Raw genomic sequence first — 16,091 nt, 5'->3', positions numbered from 1 at the left:
CTAGATTTGCCTTATATTATACGGAAAACATTCAGCTGTTGCAACCTTATTGCACGGCATATCCGGCGGCAATCATCGCCAGAAACAGAAGCAGACCAGAAAAGAGAAGCGGATACGTGATGGCGAAACGCCGCGGACCGAGCAGCTCATCCGATTCATGTTCTGCTGCCGCTTCCTCAAGATACCGCTCCACCTTCGTTCGATTCCTGCGCAATCGGCGAAACCCGTATGCGAATCCGCTGAAAAACCCGCGTTCATAAACAAACAAAAGCCCGCCAAGCGACAGAGGCAAAAGGGAGAGCAAAAACGAAACGTTAATAAAGGCCACCGTGGTCCATGCTCCTTGCCCTATTACGATGAGTGCGCTCACCGCCAGCATCGCGGCGACGAGCCATCCAATCCGCACAGCCGTTTGTTTCATATCGTCTGTTCCCGCCTTTCCCTTCTCACTGCTTATTTTATCATAAATCATATGGGCGGGAAGATTGTCAAAATTATTAACAAAATTATATTGAAAAATATAGAAGAAACATGGAAGTTCAGGAGAGATTTGCTTCGAAGCTGAGAGGAAGGGCAAAAAAATTATATTGTAAGCGTTTTCTTTTTTCTGTAGGCAGAAATTTTTTGTTTACAATTGTGGCAAAAGTCGTTACAATGCAGGTGTAAATGCAATCCGATCCTCATCCCGTTTGTAATAAGTAGTTTGAAATTTTTTTATTTAAGAAAATAAAAAAATCCTTTTCAAATATACTAACACAGGATATAATAAGCGATGTAAGTACAATCTTCTGAAATCAAATGGTTCAGAAGATTTGTAATACACTACATAAACTTTAAGGGGGGTTTTTTAGTGAAGAAGCGATTCTCTTTATTCCTCGTTCTGCTTCTCGCGCTGTCGACGTTTTTAGCGGCGTGCGGCGGGGGCAAGGACAACAACAACGCCCAAGGCGGCCAGGGCGGCGAAAAGCCGGCGGAGAAGAAGGAGCAGGTGCTGAACTTGCTTGAAAGCCAAGAGATCCCGTCGCTTGATTCGGCGCTCGCCACCGACCAAGTATCGTTTATCGTCTTGAACAACGTCATGGAAGGTCTGTACCGTTTAGGCAAAGACAACAAGCCGGTGCCAGGGATCGCGGAAAGCTATGAAGTGAGCCAAGACGGCAAAACGTATACATTCAAGCTCCGCAAAGATGCCAAATGGTCCAACGGCGATCCGGTGACGGCGCACGATTTCGAATTCGCTTGGAAGCGCGTGCTTGATCCGAAGACGAAATCGGAATATGCGTACATTATGTACGACATTAAAAACGCGGAAGAAGCCAACACAGGCAAGGTGCCGCTTGACCAAGTCGGCGTCAAAGCCCTTGATGACTACACCCTTAAAGTCGAGCTGAAAAACCCAGTTCCGTATTTCGTCGGCTTGACAGCGTTTGGCACGTTTATGCCGCAAAACGAAAAATTTGTCAAAGCTCAAGGCGACAAATATGGATTGGAAGCGAATACAACATTGTACAACGGCCCGTTCGTGTTGAGCGAGTGGAAGCACGAACAAGGTTGGGTATATACGAAAAACCCGAACTACTGGGACAAAGACAACGTCAAGCTGGAAAAAGTCAATGTGAAAGTCGTAAAAGACACGGCGACGGCCGTCAACTTGTATGAAACAAAACAAGTGGACCGCGTCGGCTTGACGGCGGAGTTCGTCGATAAGTATAAAAACGACAAAAACTTCCATACGAAGTTGGACCCGTCGCTCTACTGGCTGCGCATGAACACGAAACATGAGCCGTTGAACAACGTCAACGCCCGCAAAGCGATTGCGATGGCAATCGACACGCAAGCGATGGTCGATACGCTCTTGAACAACGGTTCGATTCCGGCGAAGTTCACCGTTCCGAAAGACTTCGTCACCGGTCCGGATGGCAAAGACTTCCGCGATGTGAATGGCGATTTGGTCAATTACAATCTGGACGAAGCGAAAAAACTGTGGGAGCAAGCGAAAAAAGAGCTGGGCAAAGACAAATTTACGCTTGAACTGCTGAACTATGACACCGACAACGCGAAGAAAATCGGCGAGTATGTGAAAGCGCAGCTTGAACAAAACTTGCCGGGCTTGACGATCAACATTAAGCAACAACCGTTTGCACAAAAACTGAAGCTCGAAAGCAACATGCAATATGATTTGTCGTTCTCCGGCTGGGGTCCGGACTATCAAGACCCAATGACGTTCCTGCAGCTTTGGACGTCGACAAGCCCGCACAACGAAACAGGCTGGTCGAATCCTGAGTACGACAAGCTGATCAAAGACGCGCAAACGACGCTTGCCAACGACGAGCAAGCTCGTTGGGATGCGATGCTGAAAGCAGAAAAAATCGTCTTTGAAGGAATGCCGATCGCTCCGCTGTACCAACGCGGCGCTGCGTATTTGCAACGCGAATACGTCAAAGATTTCGTCACGCACACGTTTGGCGCCGACTACAGCTTGAAATGGGCGTATATTGAGTAACCGTTCTCTTGAGAGATGCGGAGGAGAGTATATGCATAGGCATATACTCTCCTTTTGACTGATAAGGCGAAAAATGTCGAAAAACAACGAAGATTATAGAAAAGCAGAGGAGGTGCGGTCATGGCGCGGTATACGCTTCAGCGGTTCGTTTATATGATCATCACGTTGTTTATCATTGCTACGTTGACGTTCTTTTTAATGAAGCTGTTGCCTGGTTCGCCGCTTCAGAACCAAGAGAAATTAACGCCGGAACAGAAGGCGCTTATTTTAAAAGAGTACGGATTGGATAAGCCCGTGCCTGTTCAATACATTCAATATTTAGGGAATTTGTTGAAAGGAGACTTGGGGGTATCGTTCCAATATGACAACCGCCCAGTGACAGAGCTCATCAGCGATCGAATCGGCCCGTCGGCCCAGCTCGGGTTTCAGGCGATTGTTTTTGGGACGATCGTTGGGTTGATTCTCGGAATTGTCGCGGCGATTCGACATAATCATTGGGAAGATTACACCGCTACGGTCATTGCGGTGTTGGGCGCCTCGATCCCGTCGTTTGTGTTAGGGGGGTTTTTGCAATATTTTATCGCTGTGAAACTGCAATGGCTTCCGGTCGCCTTTTGGGAAGGCTTCAAATATACGATTCTCCCGACATTGGCGCTGTCTGTCGGGGTCATCGCCAGCATCGCCCGCTTTATGCGCACGGAAATGCTTGAAGTGTTAAGCTCTGACTACATTTTGACGGCTCGGGCGAAAGGGATCAGCCAGGCGGGGGTTATCATCAAGCACGCCATCCGCAACTCGCTTATCCCCGTCATTACCATTTTAGGACCGATGACCGTCAATTTAATGACGGGAACGCTTGTCATTGAGAAACTGTTTGCTGTCCCTGGTCTTGGAGAGCAGTTTGTCCGTTCGATTGAACTGAACGATTACCCGGTTATTATGGGAACGACGTTGTTTTATTCCGCCTTGTTGATTTTGGCCGTCTTTATCGTTGATGTGTTGTACGGGGTTGTCGACCCACGCATCCGGTTAGCGGGAGGGAAAAAATGATGGCGAAACAACAATACGAACAACTTTCACCGGAATGGTTTCAGCCCGCCCCGCCGAACGTCGGTGAGCAGGAAAAAATCAATCGTCCGAGCTTGACGTTTTGGCAGGATGCTTGGCTTCGCCTTCGGGAAAACAAGGCAGCGATCGTGGGGCTCGTGATGATTATCATTTTGACGCTCATGGCGATCATCGCCCCGATGGCGAGCGACCGGACGTATAAAGATCAAAACTTGCGGCATGCGAAACTTCCGCCGAAAATCCCGGTGCTCGAGCATGTTCATTGGCTTCCGTTTGACGGCCGGGATGCGAACGGCGTTGATGTGTATAAACAGCGCGGCGTGAAAGAGTACTATTGGTTTGGCACGGATGACTTAGGACGCGACTTGTGGGTGAGAACGTGGTATGGCACGCGCATCTCACTTTACATTGGTTTGCTGGCGGCGTTGATCGACTTATTGATCGGGATTGCGTACGGCGGCATTTCCGGCTACTATGGCGGCCGCGTCGACAATGTGATGCAGCGGATCATCGAAATTTTAAACGGCATCCCGTATTTAATTATGGTCATTTTGTTCATTTTGATTTTTGAGCCTGGAATCATTTCCATCACGTTGGCGATGGTCATTACCGGTTGGACGACGATGGCGCGGATCGTGCGCGGACAAGTGTTGAAATTAAAGAACATGGAATACGTGCTGGCGGCAAGGACGCTCGGAGCGCCGACATCACGGCTCATTTTCAAACATTTGATCCCGAACGTCATCGGCCCGATCATTATTACGACGATGTTCACGATTCCATCGGCCATCTTCACCGAAGCGTTTTTGAGCTTTATCGGCCTTGGCATCCGTCCGCCGGAAGCGTCGCTTGGCTCGCTTGTCAATGATGGATACAAATCGATCCAAACATATCCGCATTTAATGATTATTCCGGCCGTTGTCATCAGCTTGCTCATTTTAAGCTTCAACTTGGTGGCAGATGGAATCCGCGATGCGCTTGACCCGAAAATGCGCAAATAACCGACGGAAGGGGTGAAACCGATGGAGAAAATTTTGCAGGTGAACGATTTGCATATTTCCTTTGACATCCACGCCGGTGAAGTGCAGGCGGTTCGCGGCGTCACGTTCGACTTGTATAAGGGAGAAACGCTGGCGATCGTCGGCGAGTCAGGGTCTGGGAAATCAGTGACTTCAAAAGCGTTGATGCGCCTGTTGCCGACACCGCCGAGCCGGATTAAGCAAGGGGAAATTTTATTTGAAGGAAAAGACTTGACCAAGCTGTCGGAGAAAGAAATGCAATCGATCCGCGGTGCGAAAATTTCAATGATTTTTCAAGATCCGATGACGTCGCTCAATCCGACGATGACGATTGGAAAACAAATTATGGAAGCGATTTTAAAGCATCAAAAGCTGTCGAAAGATGAAGCGCGCAAACGGGCGATTGAACTATTGCAGCTGGTCGGCATTAAAAACGCCGAGTTGCGCATGAAGCAATACCCGCACCAATTTTCCGGCGGGATGCGCCAGCGTGTTGTCATCGCCATCGCCTTGGCGTGCAATCCGAAAATTTTGATCGCTGATGAACCGACGACAGCGCTTGATGTGACGATTCAGGCGCAAATTTTGGAGTTGATGAAAGACATTCAGAAAAAGCTCGGCATGTCGATTATTTTCATCACCCATGATTTAGGGGTTGTCGCCAACATGGCCGACCGAGTGGCCGTGATGTATGCCGGGAAAATCGTGGAGATCGGCACGGTGGATGAAATTTTTTACAATCCGAAACATCCGTACACGTGGGGATTGCTGGCCTCGATGCCGAGCCTTGATCATAAAGATACGGAGCTGTATTCGATCCCGGGTTCGCCGCCGGATTTGTTAAATCCGCCAAAAGGCGATGCGTTTGCGCCGCGCAATCCGTATGCGCTCAAAATTGACTACGAGCTCGAGCCGCCGATGTTCCAAGTGTCTGATACGCACTATGCGGCGACATGGCTGTTGCATGAGATGGCGCCGAAAGTGGAACCGCCGGCTATCGTGCGCGAGCGGATGAAACGGTTTGCTGACATCGTCGCCCGGAAAGGAGGAAAACCGCGTGGCTAAAGAAAAGCTGCTCGAGGTGAAAAACTTAAAACAATACTTCCCAGCCGGCCGCGGTGAGGTGGTAAAGGCGGTCGACGGCGTCACCTTTGACATTTATAAAGGTGAAACGTTCGGCCTTGTCGGCGAGTCGGGTTGCGGCAAGTCGACAACGGGGCGGACGATCATTCGGCTGTATGAGGCGACAGACGGGGAAGTGCTGTTTAACGGGGTCAATGTGCACGGCAAAAAATCAAAAAAAGAGCTGAAAGAGTTAAATCGGAAAATGCAGATGATTTTCCAAGATCCGTATGCGTCGTTGAATCCGCGGATGACGGTCGCGGATATTATCGCTGAGGGCATCGACATCCATGGGCTGGCGAAAACGAAAGAAGAACGGATGCAACGCGTGTATGAATTGCTTGAGACGGTTGGTTTGAACCGCGAGCATGCCAGCCGCTACCCGCATGAGTTTTCCGGCGGTCAGCGCCAGCGGATCGGCATCGCCCGGGCGCTTGCCGTCGAGCCGGAATTCATCATCGCCGATGAGCCGATTTCGGCGCTTGACGTTTCCATTCAGGCGCAAGTCGTCAATTTGCTGAAGCGCCTGCAGCGTGAAAAAGGGTTGACGTACTTGTTTATTGCCCATGACTTGTCGATGGTCAAATACATCAGCGACCGGATCGGCGTCATGTATTTCGGGAAAATGGTCGAGCTTGCTGAATCAGAAGAGCTGTATCGCAATCCGATCCACCCATACACGAAGGCGCTCTTGTCAGCCATTCCGCTTCCTGATCCGGAAACGGAGCGGACGCGCAAGCGGATCGTTTACGATCCGGCGCAACATGGCTACAAAGATGGAGAGGAACTTGAATTCCGTGAAATTACGCCTGGCCATTTTGTGCTTTGTTCGGAGGAAGAGTATAAGCGGTATCGGGCGATGTATGCCTAGCAGAATAGAAAAGAGCGCCGCTCCTTCATCGCCGCATGATGCGAACGGTGAAAGAGGCGGCGCCCACCTATGCGCCTGTCTTGGCGCGTTATTTTTTTCCCCCGACGACTTTCCATCCTTGTTGGATGCGGCGAGAGGCCTCGACATGCTTTCCACTTTTGTTTCGGCCGAACATCCGCTCTCCGATCGTGTTGCTGATGTTCCCCATCAATGCGGTGAGGACGACGATCAATGCCGAAGCAATGGCAAAGTCGATGAAATAGCCGGCCATCGGTTCTTCCTCCCTTTTCCTTTTCTACTTTGATTGTAGAGGATTTGCCTTCACTTTGGAAGAGGAAAGAAAATTGCATTTATCATCGAAAAACTATATCTTTCTTGGCCGATGTATTGTATAATATATCATGTTAAAGTCATTTCAATTTGCAAACGATTGGCAAAGCGGCTGATCGCCAGACTGGCGTCCAAGCCGTGTCGCTATGCTGTCAGACGTCAAACCGGCATAGCGGTGCACGTCTGTCGTCTGACGGACGAGGGAAGCAAGGGATTCCTTGTCAAAAGGAGTGATCGAAGTGGTCAAGCTATACACATCACCGAGTTGCACGTCATGCCGGAAGGCGAAGGCGTGGCTCGAGAAGCACAATATTCCTTATGTCGAACGCAATATTTTCTCCGAGCCGCTCACGGTCGAGGAGATTAAAGAGATTTTGCGGATGACGGAAACGGGGACGGATGAGATCATTTCCACCCGTTCGAAAGTATTCCAGAAGCTGAACATTAACTTGGAAGCTCTGCCGCTGCAAGATTTGTACGAACTCATTCAAAAAAACCCAGGCATTTTGCGCCGGCCGATCATCATTGATGAAAAGCGGCTTCAAGTCGGCTACAACGAAGATGAAATCCGCCGCTTTCTGCCGCGCAAAGTGCGGGCGTATCAGCTTCGTGAAGCGCAGCGGCTGGTGAACGGGTAATAAAAAAACTTCTACATGGTCTGCCATGTAGAAGTTTTTTATCATTTGCTTTATGCGGCGCGCGACCGGCGGTGGGCCGCCAAGCCGAGCAAAACGGCAAGAACGGCCGCCGCCATTGGAAACAGCGCCTCCCCATTCGGGGGGTAAAACGGGCGCAACCGCTCTTCGGCAGCGATCATCTTTCCAGCGGTGTACGCCAAGAGGGCGCCGCCGGCATAAATGAGAATCGGGAACCGTTCCATGGCATAAAGGATGATTTTGCTGCCTAAAATGATGATAGGAACGGAACAGAGAAAACCGAACACAACAAGTCCGATATGGCCTTGAGCCGCTCCAGCGATGGCGATGACGTTGTCAAGACCCATGGCGACATCGGCGGCGACGATCGTCTGGATGGCTTTCCAAAGCGACGGTTCGGCTTTGATCATAGTCGGTTTTTCGTCTTTTTGCCTGATCAGTTTCAAGGCGATCCAAAAGAGGACGACGCCTCCAGCGAGCTGCAAGAACGGAATCGTCAACAGCCAAACGACGGCCACCGTCAAGACAATGCGAACAGCGATCGCCAGCGCGGTGCCGACAATGATGGCCACATTCCGCTTTTGTTCCGGCAAGTTGCGGCTTGCTAGCGCAATGACAACCGCATTGTCCCCGCCAAGAATGACATCAATGCCGATAATCAGCAAGATGGAAACGATGTATTCATCCACCATAGGCGTCCCTCATTCCGTCCGTGTTCATCATCATTATAGTAGGACATGGCCGGTTTCATAACCAATTTTTAAAAACGCGTTTTTTTATTTCCCTTCTTTCGCTTTTTATCATAAAATAAAAGTACAAGATCATAAGTTTTGATTTAAATAGTTTCAGGGGCACAATCCCTTCCTTTTTTATTTCTTTGTTTTAGAAGGGAGAGTTGAGAAATGGAAATCGAACGCATCAATGAACATACGGTGAAGTTCTACATTTCCTATGTTGATATAGAGGAGCGCGGCTTTGACCGCGAGGAAATTTGGTACAATCGGGAACGAAGCGAAGAATTATTTTGGGAAATGATGGATGAAGTTCATGGGGAAAGCGATTTTTCGCTCGATGGCCCGCTTTGGATCCAAGTGCAGGCGCTCGAAAAAGGGCTTGAAGTCGTCGTGACGAAAGCGCAGTTGTCCAAAGACGGAAGCAAGCTCGAGCTGCCGCTTCCAGAAGAGAAATGGCGCGAGTTTTCGCTGTCAGCTGATGAAAAGGTGGAATCGCTGTTCGGCCACCATTTCCACTTTGGTCAAAACGGGGACGCCGAGGAGAGAGAAGAGCAAGATGTCCTTCCATTCATCCTTTCGTTCAAGGATATCGAGGATGTCATTTCCTTGGCCCATCGCGCTGACTTCTCTCGGTTGTCGAACCGCCTGTTCCAATTTGAAGGCCGCTATTACTTGTTCGTGGAGTTTGACGAGCGCTACACCGAGCAGGAAGTGGACAATATGCTCAGCCTTCTGTTGGAATACGGAAGCGATTCCCAGCTGACGATTTATCGACTTGAAGAATACGGGACTGAAATTATGGGCGACAATGCACTCGAAACGATCAAAACGTATTTTCCAGCCTCATAATGTTTCCATTCCGCCGATTTCGCCGCCAGAAATCGGCGTTTTCTACGTTAGCGGAAGAAAAACGGCCATCATGAAGAGCCGGGTGGAGGGGTTTTGTTGCGAAACACATCGAGAGTGGCGATTCTCGTCGTCATTGTCGGCGCGTTGCTGGCATTGACGAACGGGTTTTGGGAAGGGAAGCTGCTTGGTCTTTTCAGCGTATTGATGTCTTGTTCCGTCATCTTTATTGCGCTGGTCATTTCTCTTGAGAATCGAAAGCCGGCGCAGACGATCGCTTGGCTGGCGGTGCTGGGGAGCTTTCCGATTGTCGGCTTTTTGTTTTATTTATTGTTCGGACGCAACTATTGGCAACAACGGCGCTATAAAAAGAAAGCCGATTTTGATGAGGCGGTGCTGCTCAAGTTTCAAGAGCCGTCGCCGATTGCCGTCGAGCGGCTGCCGATGGCGCCCCATCAGCGTCCGCTTTTGCGCCTTGCTTATCGCATCGGCCAGCATCCGGTTTCACTCGCCTCGCAGACGGCAGTGTTGACGAACGGAGAGGAGACATTTTCTTCTATTTTTGCTGAACTGGAAAAAGCGGAACACCATATTCATTTAGAATATTATATCGTCCGTCATGATGAAATCGGCCAACAGTTGAAGCGCGTCTTGATGGAAAAGGCGCGCCAAGGGGTGCGCGTCCGTTTTTTGTACGACGCCGTTGGAAGTTGGAAGTTGTCAAACGCCTATATCGAGGAGCTGCGCGCGGCTGGAGTCGAGATGATCCCGTTTTCACCAGTGCGCCTCCCGTTTTTAAGCAACCAAATCAATTTCCGCAATCACCGAAAGATCATTGTCATCGATGGAGGCGTCGGCTTTGTCGGCGGGCTGAACATCGGAGATGAGTATTTAGGAAAAAACAAATATTTCGGATTTTGGCGCGATACGCACTTATTGATCCGCGGTGAAGCCGTCCGGACGCTCCAGCTCATTTTTTTGCAAGATTGGTATTACATGACGGGAGAACGCTTGTTGACGCCGGACTATTTGTCGCCGCCGCTCATCGTCGAGGAAGGGCAAGGCGGGGTGCAGCTCATTGCCGGCGGTCCGGACCAAAAGTGGGAAGTGATCAAACAGCTGTATTTTGCCATGATTACGTCGGCCAAACGGTCGATTTGGGTTGCCTCGCCGTACTTTGTGCCGGATGAAGACATTTTGACGGCGCTCAAAGTGGCGGCGTTAAGCGGCATCGATGTTCGCCTGCTGGCGCCAAAGCGTCCGGATAAAAAAATTGTCTTTTACGCTTCGCGCTCGTATTTTCCCGAGCTGCTCGAGGCTGGGGTGAAAATTTACGAGTATGAGAAAGGGTTTTTGCACAGCAAAGTCATCGTCGTCGATGGCGAGCTCGCCTCGATCGGCACGGCGAACATGGATATGCGCAGTTTCCATTTAAACTTTGAAGTGAACGCCTTTTTGTATTATACCGACAGCATTCATAAACTCGTCCGCGACTTTTTGGAAGATTTTCGCCACGCTTCCATGATCGACTACGAACAGTTTCAACAGCGCCCGTTCCGGGTGCGTATCGCTGAATCGGTCTCCCGGCTGTTGTCGCCTCTGTTGTAACCAACCGCTTGTAAACGCCAGTCCGCCGAATCGGCGGACTTTTTTCGGCGCAGTTTGGCTTTGGGCAGGAAAACCGGCGATGGTCAACGAATAAAAGGGAAGAACCGTGAAGGGGGCAGCAGAGAACAATTCCAGCTGTTCCCGCTCACAGACAACTATTTTTTACTGGAAAGGAAGTGATCATGTTGTTTGTCGCTCTCACAGCTGATGGCAGGACGGTTTCGCTTGCCGGGGCGGAAAGATGGGAACGAGAGGGGCTGATGCGCCTGAAACGACAGGAACCGTTTTTTTGTCCCGCGTGCCGTCAAGAAGTGGTGCTCCGGTCGGGCCGCTACCGTTTGCCGCATTTCGCCCATCGAAAAGGGGCGGCCTGCCCGGTCGAGCACGAACCGGAGTCGGAGCGTCACTTAACTGGGAAGCGAGACTTGTTCGCGTGGCTCATTCGCCAAGGCATGGAGGCGAAGCTCGAGCCGTATTTGCCCGCCATCAAGCAGCGTCCTGACATATTGTTCCGCCATGGCCCACACCTTTATGCCCTCGAATACCAATGTTCCACGATCGATGAATCGCTGTTTCGCGAACGCAATGACGGCTACCGTCTCCTTGGCATCCGCCCGTTGTGGGTGTTAGGAGCCCATCATTTGCGGCGTTCGCCAAAATATTCGGGGGAAGTGCAGCTCTCCCGGTTTCAATGGTTGTTTGCCCATCGCGCTCCATATTCAGTCGTTCCACATATATGGTACTACAGTCCAGAGACGAAACGCTTCATCCGCCTTTTTCGCCCGTTGCCGCTATCGGTGCAGCGAACATTGGCCGCGGTCGATTCGATTCCGCTTTCGTCGTTTTCGTTCCCCGATTGGATGGCCTCCTGCCCGCTGCCGCTTCCATCCGAGTTTTGGGAACGATGGCTCGAACGAAAAAAACAATGGCGGCGGACGTTTCCGCTTTATCCGAACCAAACCGTGCGCCGCATTTGTGCTGATTTTTACCAGGCGGGCATCGTTCCGTCACTGTTTCCGACCGAAGCAGGCTGGCCAGTGCCGCGCGGGTATTTATGGGAGACGGCGCCGTTCATTTGGCAAACGTATGTCCTTTTGTTTCTTCTTAGAAAGACCGGACGGCCGGCAACGGCAGTATCTTTATTTCAGTGGCTCGACGACAAAATCCGCACCGGCCGCCTCGTTCCGCGCCAGCTGCCGCTTGTCGGCCGGGATACGTATCGTGAGGCCGTCGGCGAGTATTTGCATTGGTTGAGCCTGCTCGGCTATCTCCGCCGCGAAGAGGGCGACCAGCTTCATTTGGTGAAGCCGCTGTCGTTTCCGTCGACCGTCGATCAGATGATTCATCAAGATGCTGCGCTTCTTGAGCAAATTCATCAAACGCCAGCACTTAGCCGCTATTGGGAGGCGCTTGAATTTCAAAACGCGGAGAAAATGAACAGAAAACAGGAAAAGATGAACGGAATGGTGAATAATAATTCGTGTATCGATTATTTGTATAAGGAGGAATGATGACGGTGGAGGAAAAGAAAGCGAAAAAGTCGCTGCCGCTGCGAAGCGAGATTCCGGTGGAAGAAACGTGGCGGCTTGAGGACATTTTTCCCACCGATGACGCCTGGGAAGAAGAGTTCAAACAAGTGAAGGCAATGATTCCAAAGCTTGGCGAATACAAAGGGCGGCTTGGCGAATCGCCGGAAGTGCTGTATGAAGCATTGCAATGCCAAGATGACGTATCAATGCGCCTCGGCAAGCTGTATACATACGCCCATATGCGCTATGATCAAGATACGACCAACTCGTTTTACCAAGGGCTCGACGCCCGGGCGAAAAGCTTGTACAGCGAAGCATCGAGCGCGATGGCGTTTATCGTGCCGGAAATTTTGGCGATCGATGAAGCGGTGCTGCGCTCGTTTTTGGAACAATACGAGCCGCTTCGCTTGTATGCGCACGCGTTAGACGAAATTACGCGCCAGCGCCCGCACGTGCTGTCGGCGGAAGAGGAGGCGATCTTGGCGCAGGCAGCCGAGGTGATGCAGGCGACATCCAATACGTTCAGCGCGCTGAACAACGCTGATTTGACGTTTCCGACGATCATCGATGAAAACGGCGAGGAAGTCGAAGTCACGCACGGCCGGTTCATCCGCTTTTTAGAAAGCACGGACCGCCGCGTCCGCCGCGATGCGTTTTACGCCGTATACCATACGTATGAGAAGTTTCAAAATACGTTCGCCAATACGCTTGCCGGCACGGTGAAAAAAGACAACTTTTTCGCCCGTATCCGCCGCTACCGTTCGGCGCGGGAAGCGGCGTTGGATGCGAACAACATTCCGGAGAGCGTCTATGACAACCTAATTGCTACGATTCATGAACATTTGCCATTGCTGCACCGGTATGTGCGGCTGCGCAAACGAGTGCTTGGGCTTGATGAGCTGCATATGTACGATTTGTACACGCCGCTTGTGCAAGAAGTGAAAATGGAAGTGACGTACGAGGAAGCGAAGCAATATATGCTTGAAGGGCTCGCGCCGCTTGGCGAGGAATATGTGGCGATCGTGAAAGAAGGTCTTGACAACCGTTGGGTCGATGTGCGCGAAAACAAAGGAAAGCGAAGCGGCGCCTATTCGTCGGGAGCGTACGGCACCCATCCGTACATTTTGCTCAACTGGCAGGACAATGTGAACAATTTGTTTACACTTGTGCATGAGTTTGGCCATTCGGTGCACAGCTACTATACGCGCAAAACGCAGCCGTATCCGTATGCGCATTATTCAATTTTCGTCGCCGAAGTGGCGTCGACGTGCAATGAGGCGCTGTTGAACGACTATTTGCTGAAAACGATCGATGATGAGAAAAAGCGGCTCTATTTGCTCAACCATTATCTTGAGGGGTTCCGCGGCACGGTTTTTCGCCAGACGATGTTCGCGGAGTTTGAGCATTTGATCCATTTGAAGGCGCAACAAGGCGAGGCATTGACGGCCGAGACGTTGACGTCCCTTTATTACGACTTAAATAAAACGTATTTTGGCGATGATATTGTCGTGGACAAAGAAATCGGCCTCGAGTGGGCGCGCATTCCGCATTTTTATTACAACTACTATGTGTACCAATACGCAACCGGCTTCAGCGCGGCGACTGCACTTAGCAAACAAATTTTGGAAGAAGGCGAACCGGCGGTGAGACGGTACATCGACTTTTTAAAAGCCGGCAGCTCTGATTACCCGATTGAAGTATTGAAAAAAGCCGGCGTCGACATGACGAGCGCCGAGCCGATCCGCCAAGCGTGCCAAGTGTTTGCGGAGAAGCTTGATGAGATGGAGCGGCTGCTTGAGAAATGAAACGAATGCGGCGCTACAGCCGCATTCGTTTGGACGGAAATCCACGAAACTGATGGCGGCGGTTCCATGTCGCTACCAATCCAAGCAAGGAGAGAAACAAAAGCGGCATGGTCGCCCAAAGCGGAAGGAGCTGCATGAGGCCCAACAAGTTCAGAATAAAGGCGGCAGTGGATGCCGCCGCCCAAAGGGATAAGACGATGCGCTGCTTCATGGCGATGGCCACCTCTTCCCATTTGCTTTAGTTGATGGCTCTTCACCACAACATGTACTTGACAAGCAATACGGTTTCCTGCACAAAGATGTGCAAAAATCACTGATTTGTTGATTTTCCCTCACAAGCGTAAATAGGGTATGTTCAGAAAAAATCAAGTACAACTTTTGGTGAAGAGCCTAGTTGATTATATGCTGTTTGTCTGCCTGATCATGACGCAGGGCGAATTATGACAATAATGTGAACAAACGAGCAAACGGGTTGCCAATTTGGTTGGACGTTTGGTAAGATAAAAACGTGAACGGAAGACAAAACCTGATACCCCTTTGTTTGACCGTGAACAATTTCTCCCATCCCCTTTGTTGTCTTGGCAACAAGAAAAAGCCCGGCGTCAGCCGGGCTTTTTCTTGCGCCCATCCCTGCTGCTAGGGACGGGAATCATCGATATAGCGCCAAAATGTTCCGTGTTTGACGGGCACCCGCTCCACTTTTTGCTTTAGCTGCAGCTTTTTCATTTCCGTTTCCGCTTCTTGGATCGTCCAGTTGTACACAACGGCAACTTCCTTTGTGGCGACGAATTTAAAATGGCTTAAAAATGATTCCAGCGGAGGAGGAGAGGACGGTTCAGGATGGAAGCCGAGCATTTCAGCGATCAATTCGACGTAGATGTCGTACGGATAGCATCCGGAAATTTTAATGCCTTCGTCTTCAATGTTTTCATTAAACAACACAAGCGTCGGAATTTCGTCGACGTCCATTTCCGATGTGATTTTTAAATCGCATTGGAACGCCTTCGCCGCTCCCGGCGAGTGCATGTCGCGCAAAAATTCATCGACATCCAAGCCCGCTTTGACGGCGCATTCGGCGAGCACCGACAAATCGGCGACATTTTGTTTTTCGAGAAAGAGCTGTTCTTGCAGCTTGCGCAAAAAGCGAAGGCCAGCCCGCTTTCCTTGCATTTCCGCCGCTTTAATGGCGAGCGATGGGGCGAACGGGCTCGAAATCGGGTTTTCGAGCCAAACGCTGCCGTCGCATGACATGCCGGTGCGGTTCGCCGCCCACTCCCACGCTTTCGCCATTGCCTCCGGCTTCGTTCCTTTGCGCGCGCTCCATGTCGCCCATGTTCCGCTCAATATGTGCCTTAAGGTAAAAAAACGGCCGTATTCGATCGTCAGTTTTTTGATGACTGGTTCAAGCCCCCAGCATTCCGGGCATAAAGGATCGATAAACAAATACAGCTCGAGCGGTTTGTTCGTGTTGCCTAGCGGCTGGGAAGGGTAGCAAGTTGATGTCGTCTTCCCAGCAAACTTCTCACTCAAGGGTATGCTCCTTTCTGTCCAGATGATCTGGGGTATTGACCATATGATGGGCGGTGAGTACGAGCCGGTGATAAAACTGTTCGCGCGCCGGCCCGGACAAGCCGATTTCGTCCATGGCTGCCCGCATGCAGGCAAGCCACGCTTCCGCCCGCTTCGGCGTGATTTCAAAGCGGAGATGGCGCGCCCTCAGCATGGGGTGTCCATGCTCTGCCGTGTAAAGAGGGGGGCCGCCTAAATATTGTGTTAAAAACTGTTTTTGCTTGCGGGCGGTTTCCGTCAAATCGTCAGGGAAAATGGGCCGCAAGTCCGGATGCGCGGCCACGCGACGGTAAAATGCTTCGACAAGTTTCGCAACCGTCTCCTCTCCGCCGATCGCCTCATAAAGAGTTTGCCATTGTTCACCCATCGCGGATGCTCCTTTTGTTTGAAAATCATTCGTTGTCGTTTGATTGCTATTTTATCAACAGCAC

At 50.8% G+C, this 16,091-nt stretch carries 16 protein-coding genes; 10 read left to right on the top strand and 6 right to left on the bottom strand.

Annotated features, from left to right (window positions below; translation table 11 throughout):
- Positions 1-46: 46 nt before the first annotated feature.
- Positions 47-421, bottom strand: coding sequence for a DUF3899 domain-containing protein (locus GC56T3_RS14200; protein WP_013146075.1), 375 nt, complete (start codon positions 419-421; stop codon positions 47-49).
- Between the two features lie 429 nt (positions 422-850).
- Between GC56T3_RS14200 and GC56T3_RS14195 the strand changes: the two genes are divergently transcribed.
- The 5 genes from GC56T3_RS14195 to GC56T3_RS14175 all read left to right on the top strand — a co-directional run bounded on the left by GC56T3_RS14195 (position 851) and on the right by GC56T3_RS14175 (position 6,583).
- Entirely contained in the window at positions 851-2,503 is a 1,653-nt protein-coding gene (locus tag GC56T3_RS14195; protein WP_013146074.1) for a peptide ABC transporter substrate-binding protein, read from the top strand.
- Positions 2,504-2,623: 120 nt separating this feature from the next.
- Positions 2,624-3,553: an oligopeptide ABC transporter permease gene (opp3b, locus tag GC56T3_RS14190; protein ID WP_011230313.1), complete on the top strand. Its 930-nt coding sequence runs from the start codon at positions 2,624-2,626 to the stop codon at positions 3,551-3,553.
- The gene (opp3C, locus tag GC56T3_RS14185; RefSeq protein ID WP_013146073.1) at positions 3,550-4,572 is read left to right on the top strand and encodes an oligopeptide ABC transporter permease; all 1,023 of its coding nucleotides are present in this window, start codon (positions 3,550-3,552) and stop codon (positions 4,570-4,572) included. Before opp3b ends, opp3C begins: the two co-directional genes overlap by 4 nt.
- Positions 4,573-4,593: 21 nt before the next feature.
- Positions 4,594-5,655, top strand: coding sequence for an ABC transporter ATP-binding protein (locus tag GC56T3_RS14180; protein ID WP_013146072.1), 1,062 nt, complete (start codon positions 4,594-4,596; stop codon positions 5,653-5,655).
- Positions 5,648-6,583: an ABC transporter ATP-binding protein gene (locus tag GC56T3_RS14175; RefSeq protein WP_013146071.1), complete on the top strand. Its 936-nt coding sequence runs from the start codon at positions 5,648-5,650 to the stop codon at positions 6,581-6,583. The genes GC56T3_RS14180 and GC56T3_RS14175 overlap by 8 nt, the downstream gene beginning before the upstream one ends.
- A gap of 88 nt (positions 6,584-6,671) precedes the next feature.
- Here the strand turns inward: GC56T3_RS14175 and GC56T3_RS14170 are convergent, their stop codons facing one another.
- Complete coding sequence (locus GC56T3_RS14170) at positions 6,672-6,854, bottom strand: hypothetical protein (protein WP_011230317.1); 183 nt, start codon at positions 6,852-6,854, stop codon at positions 6,672-6,674.
- A gap of 298 nt (positions 6,855-7,152) precedes the next feature.
- Between GC56T3_RS14170 and spxA the strand changes: the two genes are divergently transcribed.
- Entirely contained in the window at positions 7,153-7,551 is a 399-nt protein-coding gene (spxA, locus tag GC56T3_RS14165; RefSeq protein WP_011230318.1) for a transcriptional regulator SpxA, read from the top strand.
- Between the two features lie 50 nt (positions 7,552-7,601).
- On the opposite strand, the gene GC56T3_RS14160 is transcribed toward spxA, so the two are convergent.
- The gene (locus tag GC56T3_RS14160) at positions 7,602-8,261 is read right to left on the bottom strand and encodes a TerC family protein (protein ID WP_013146070.1); all 660 of its coding nucleotides are present in this window, start codon (positions 8,259-8,261) and stop codon (positions 7,602-7,604) included.
- 210 nt (positions 8,262-8,471) lie between these two features.
- Between GC56T3_RS14160 and mecA the strand changes: the two genes are divergently transcribed.
- The 4 genes from mecA to pepF all read left to right on the top strand — a co-directional run bounded on the left by mecA (position 8,472) and on the right by pepF (position 14,091).
- Positions 8,472-9,152 carry an adaptor protein MecA gene (gene mecA, locus GC56T3_RS14155; RefSeq protein WP_013146069.1) on the top strand — a complete coding sequence of 227 codons (681 nt, stop codon included), beginning with the start codon at positions 8,472-8,474 and terminating at the stop codon, positions 9,150-9,152.
- Positions 9,153-9,248: 96 nt separating this feature from the next.
- Complete coding sequence (gene cls / locus GC56T3_RS14150) at positions 9,249-10,757, top strand: cardiolipin synthase (RefSeq protein WP_011230321.1); 1,509 nt, start codon at positions 9,249-9,251, stop codon at positions 10,755-10,757.
- 182 nt (positions 10,758-10,939) lie between these two features.
- Positions 10,940-12,268, top strand: coding sequence for a competence protein CoiA (locus tag GC56T3_RS14145; protein ID WP_013146068.1), 1,329 nt, complete (start codon positions 10,940-10,942; stop codon positions 12,266-12,268).
- Positions 12,268-14,091, top strand: coding sequence for an oligoendopeptidase F (gene pepF / locus GC56T3_RS14140; protein WP_013146067.1), 1,824 nt, complete (start codon positions 12,268-12,270; stop codon positions 14,089-14,091). Before GC56T3_RS14145 ends, pepF begins: the two co-directional genes overlap by 1 nt.
- Before the next feature lie 13 nt (positions 14,092-14,104).
- Here pepF and GC56T3_RS14135 read toward each other — a convergent pair whose 3' ends face one another.
- From GC56T3_RS14135 to GC56T3_RS14125, 3 genes are all read right to left on the bottom strand, one after another.
- Positions 14,105-14,302, bottom strand: a complete 198-nt coding sequence (locus tag GC56T3_RS14135) for a hypothetical protein (RefSeq protein ID WP_013146066.1) — start codon at positions 14,300-14,302, stop codon at positions 14,105-14,107.
- A gap of 425 nt (positions 14,303-14,727) precedes the next feature.
- Positions 14,728-15,621, bottom strand: coding sequence for a ClpXP adapter protein SpxH (spxH, locus tag GC56T3_RS14130; protein ID WP_011230325.1), 894 nt, complete (start codon positions 15,619-15,621; stop codon positions 14,728-14,730).
- A complete protein-coding gene (locus GC56T3_RS14125; RefSeq protein ID WP_011230326.1) occupies positions 15,614-16,027 on the bottom strand; it encodes a hypothetical protein in 414 nt (137 codons plus the stop codon). Before GC56T3_RS14125 ends, spxH begins: the two co-directional genes overlap by 8 nt.
- Positions 16,028-16,091: the final 64 nt, after the last annotated feature.

This window comes from Geobacillus sp. C56-T3 (assembly GCF_000092445.1).
GTDB classification, from domain to species: Bacteria; Bacillota; Bacilli; order Bacillales; family Anoxybacillaceae; genus Geobacillus; species Geobacillus thermoleovorans.
The sequence above is the reverse complement of the archived record's forward strand: the minus strand, read 5'-3'. Positions and strand labels throughout refer to the sequence as shown.

Excerpts from the sequence above, each read along its gene's own strand:
- GC56T3_RS14200 (WP_013146075.1), bottom strand. The coding sequence starts at position 421 with ATGAAACAAACGGCTGTGCGGATTGGATGGCTCGTCGCCGCGATGCTG.
- opp3b (WP_011230313.1), top strand. The coding sequence starts at position 2,624 with ATGGCGCGGTATACGCTTCAGCGGTTCGTTTATATGATCATCACGTTG.
- opp3C (WP_013146073.1), top strand. The coding sequence starts at position 3,550 with ATGATGGCGAAACAACAATACGAACAACTTTCACCGGAATGGTTTCAG.
- GC56T3_RS14180 (WP_013146072.1), top strand. The coding sequence starts at position 4,594 with ATGGAGAAAATTTTGCAGGTGAACGATTTGCATATTTCCTTTGACATC.
- GC56T3_RS14170 (WP_011230317.1), bottom strand. The coding sequence starts at position 6,854 with ATGGCCGGCTATTTCATCGACTTTGCCATTGCTTCGGCATTGATCGTC.
- GC56T3_RS14160 (WP_013146070.1), bottom strand. The coding sequence starts at position 8,261 with ATGGTGGATGAATACATCGTTTCCATCTTGCTGATTATCGGCATTGAT.
- mecA (WP_013146069.1), top strand. The coding sequence starts at position 8,472 with ATGGAAATCGAACGCATCAATGAACATACGGTGAAGTTCTACATTTCC.
- GC56T3_RS14145 (WP_013146068.1), top strand. The coding sequence starts at position 10,940 with ATGTTGTTTGTCGCTCTCACAGCTGATGGCAGGACGGTTTCGCTTGCC.
- pepF (WP_013146067.1), top strand. The coding sequence starts at position 12,268 with ATGACGGTGGAGGAAAAGAAAGCGAAAAAGTCGCTGCCGCTGCGAAGC.
- GC56T3_RS14135 (WP_013146066.1), bottom strand. The coding sequence starts at position 14,302 with ATGAAGCAGCGCATCGTCTTATCCCTTTGGGCGGCGGCATCCACTGCC.
- GC56T3_RS14125 (WP_011230326.1), bottom strand. The coding sequence starts at position 16,027 with ATGGGTGAACAATGGCAAACTCTTTATGAGGCGATCGGCGGAGAGGAG.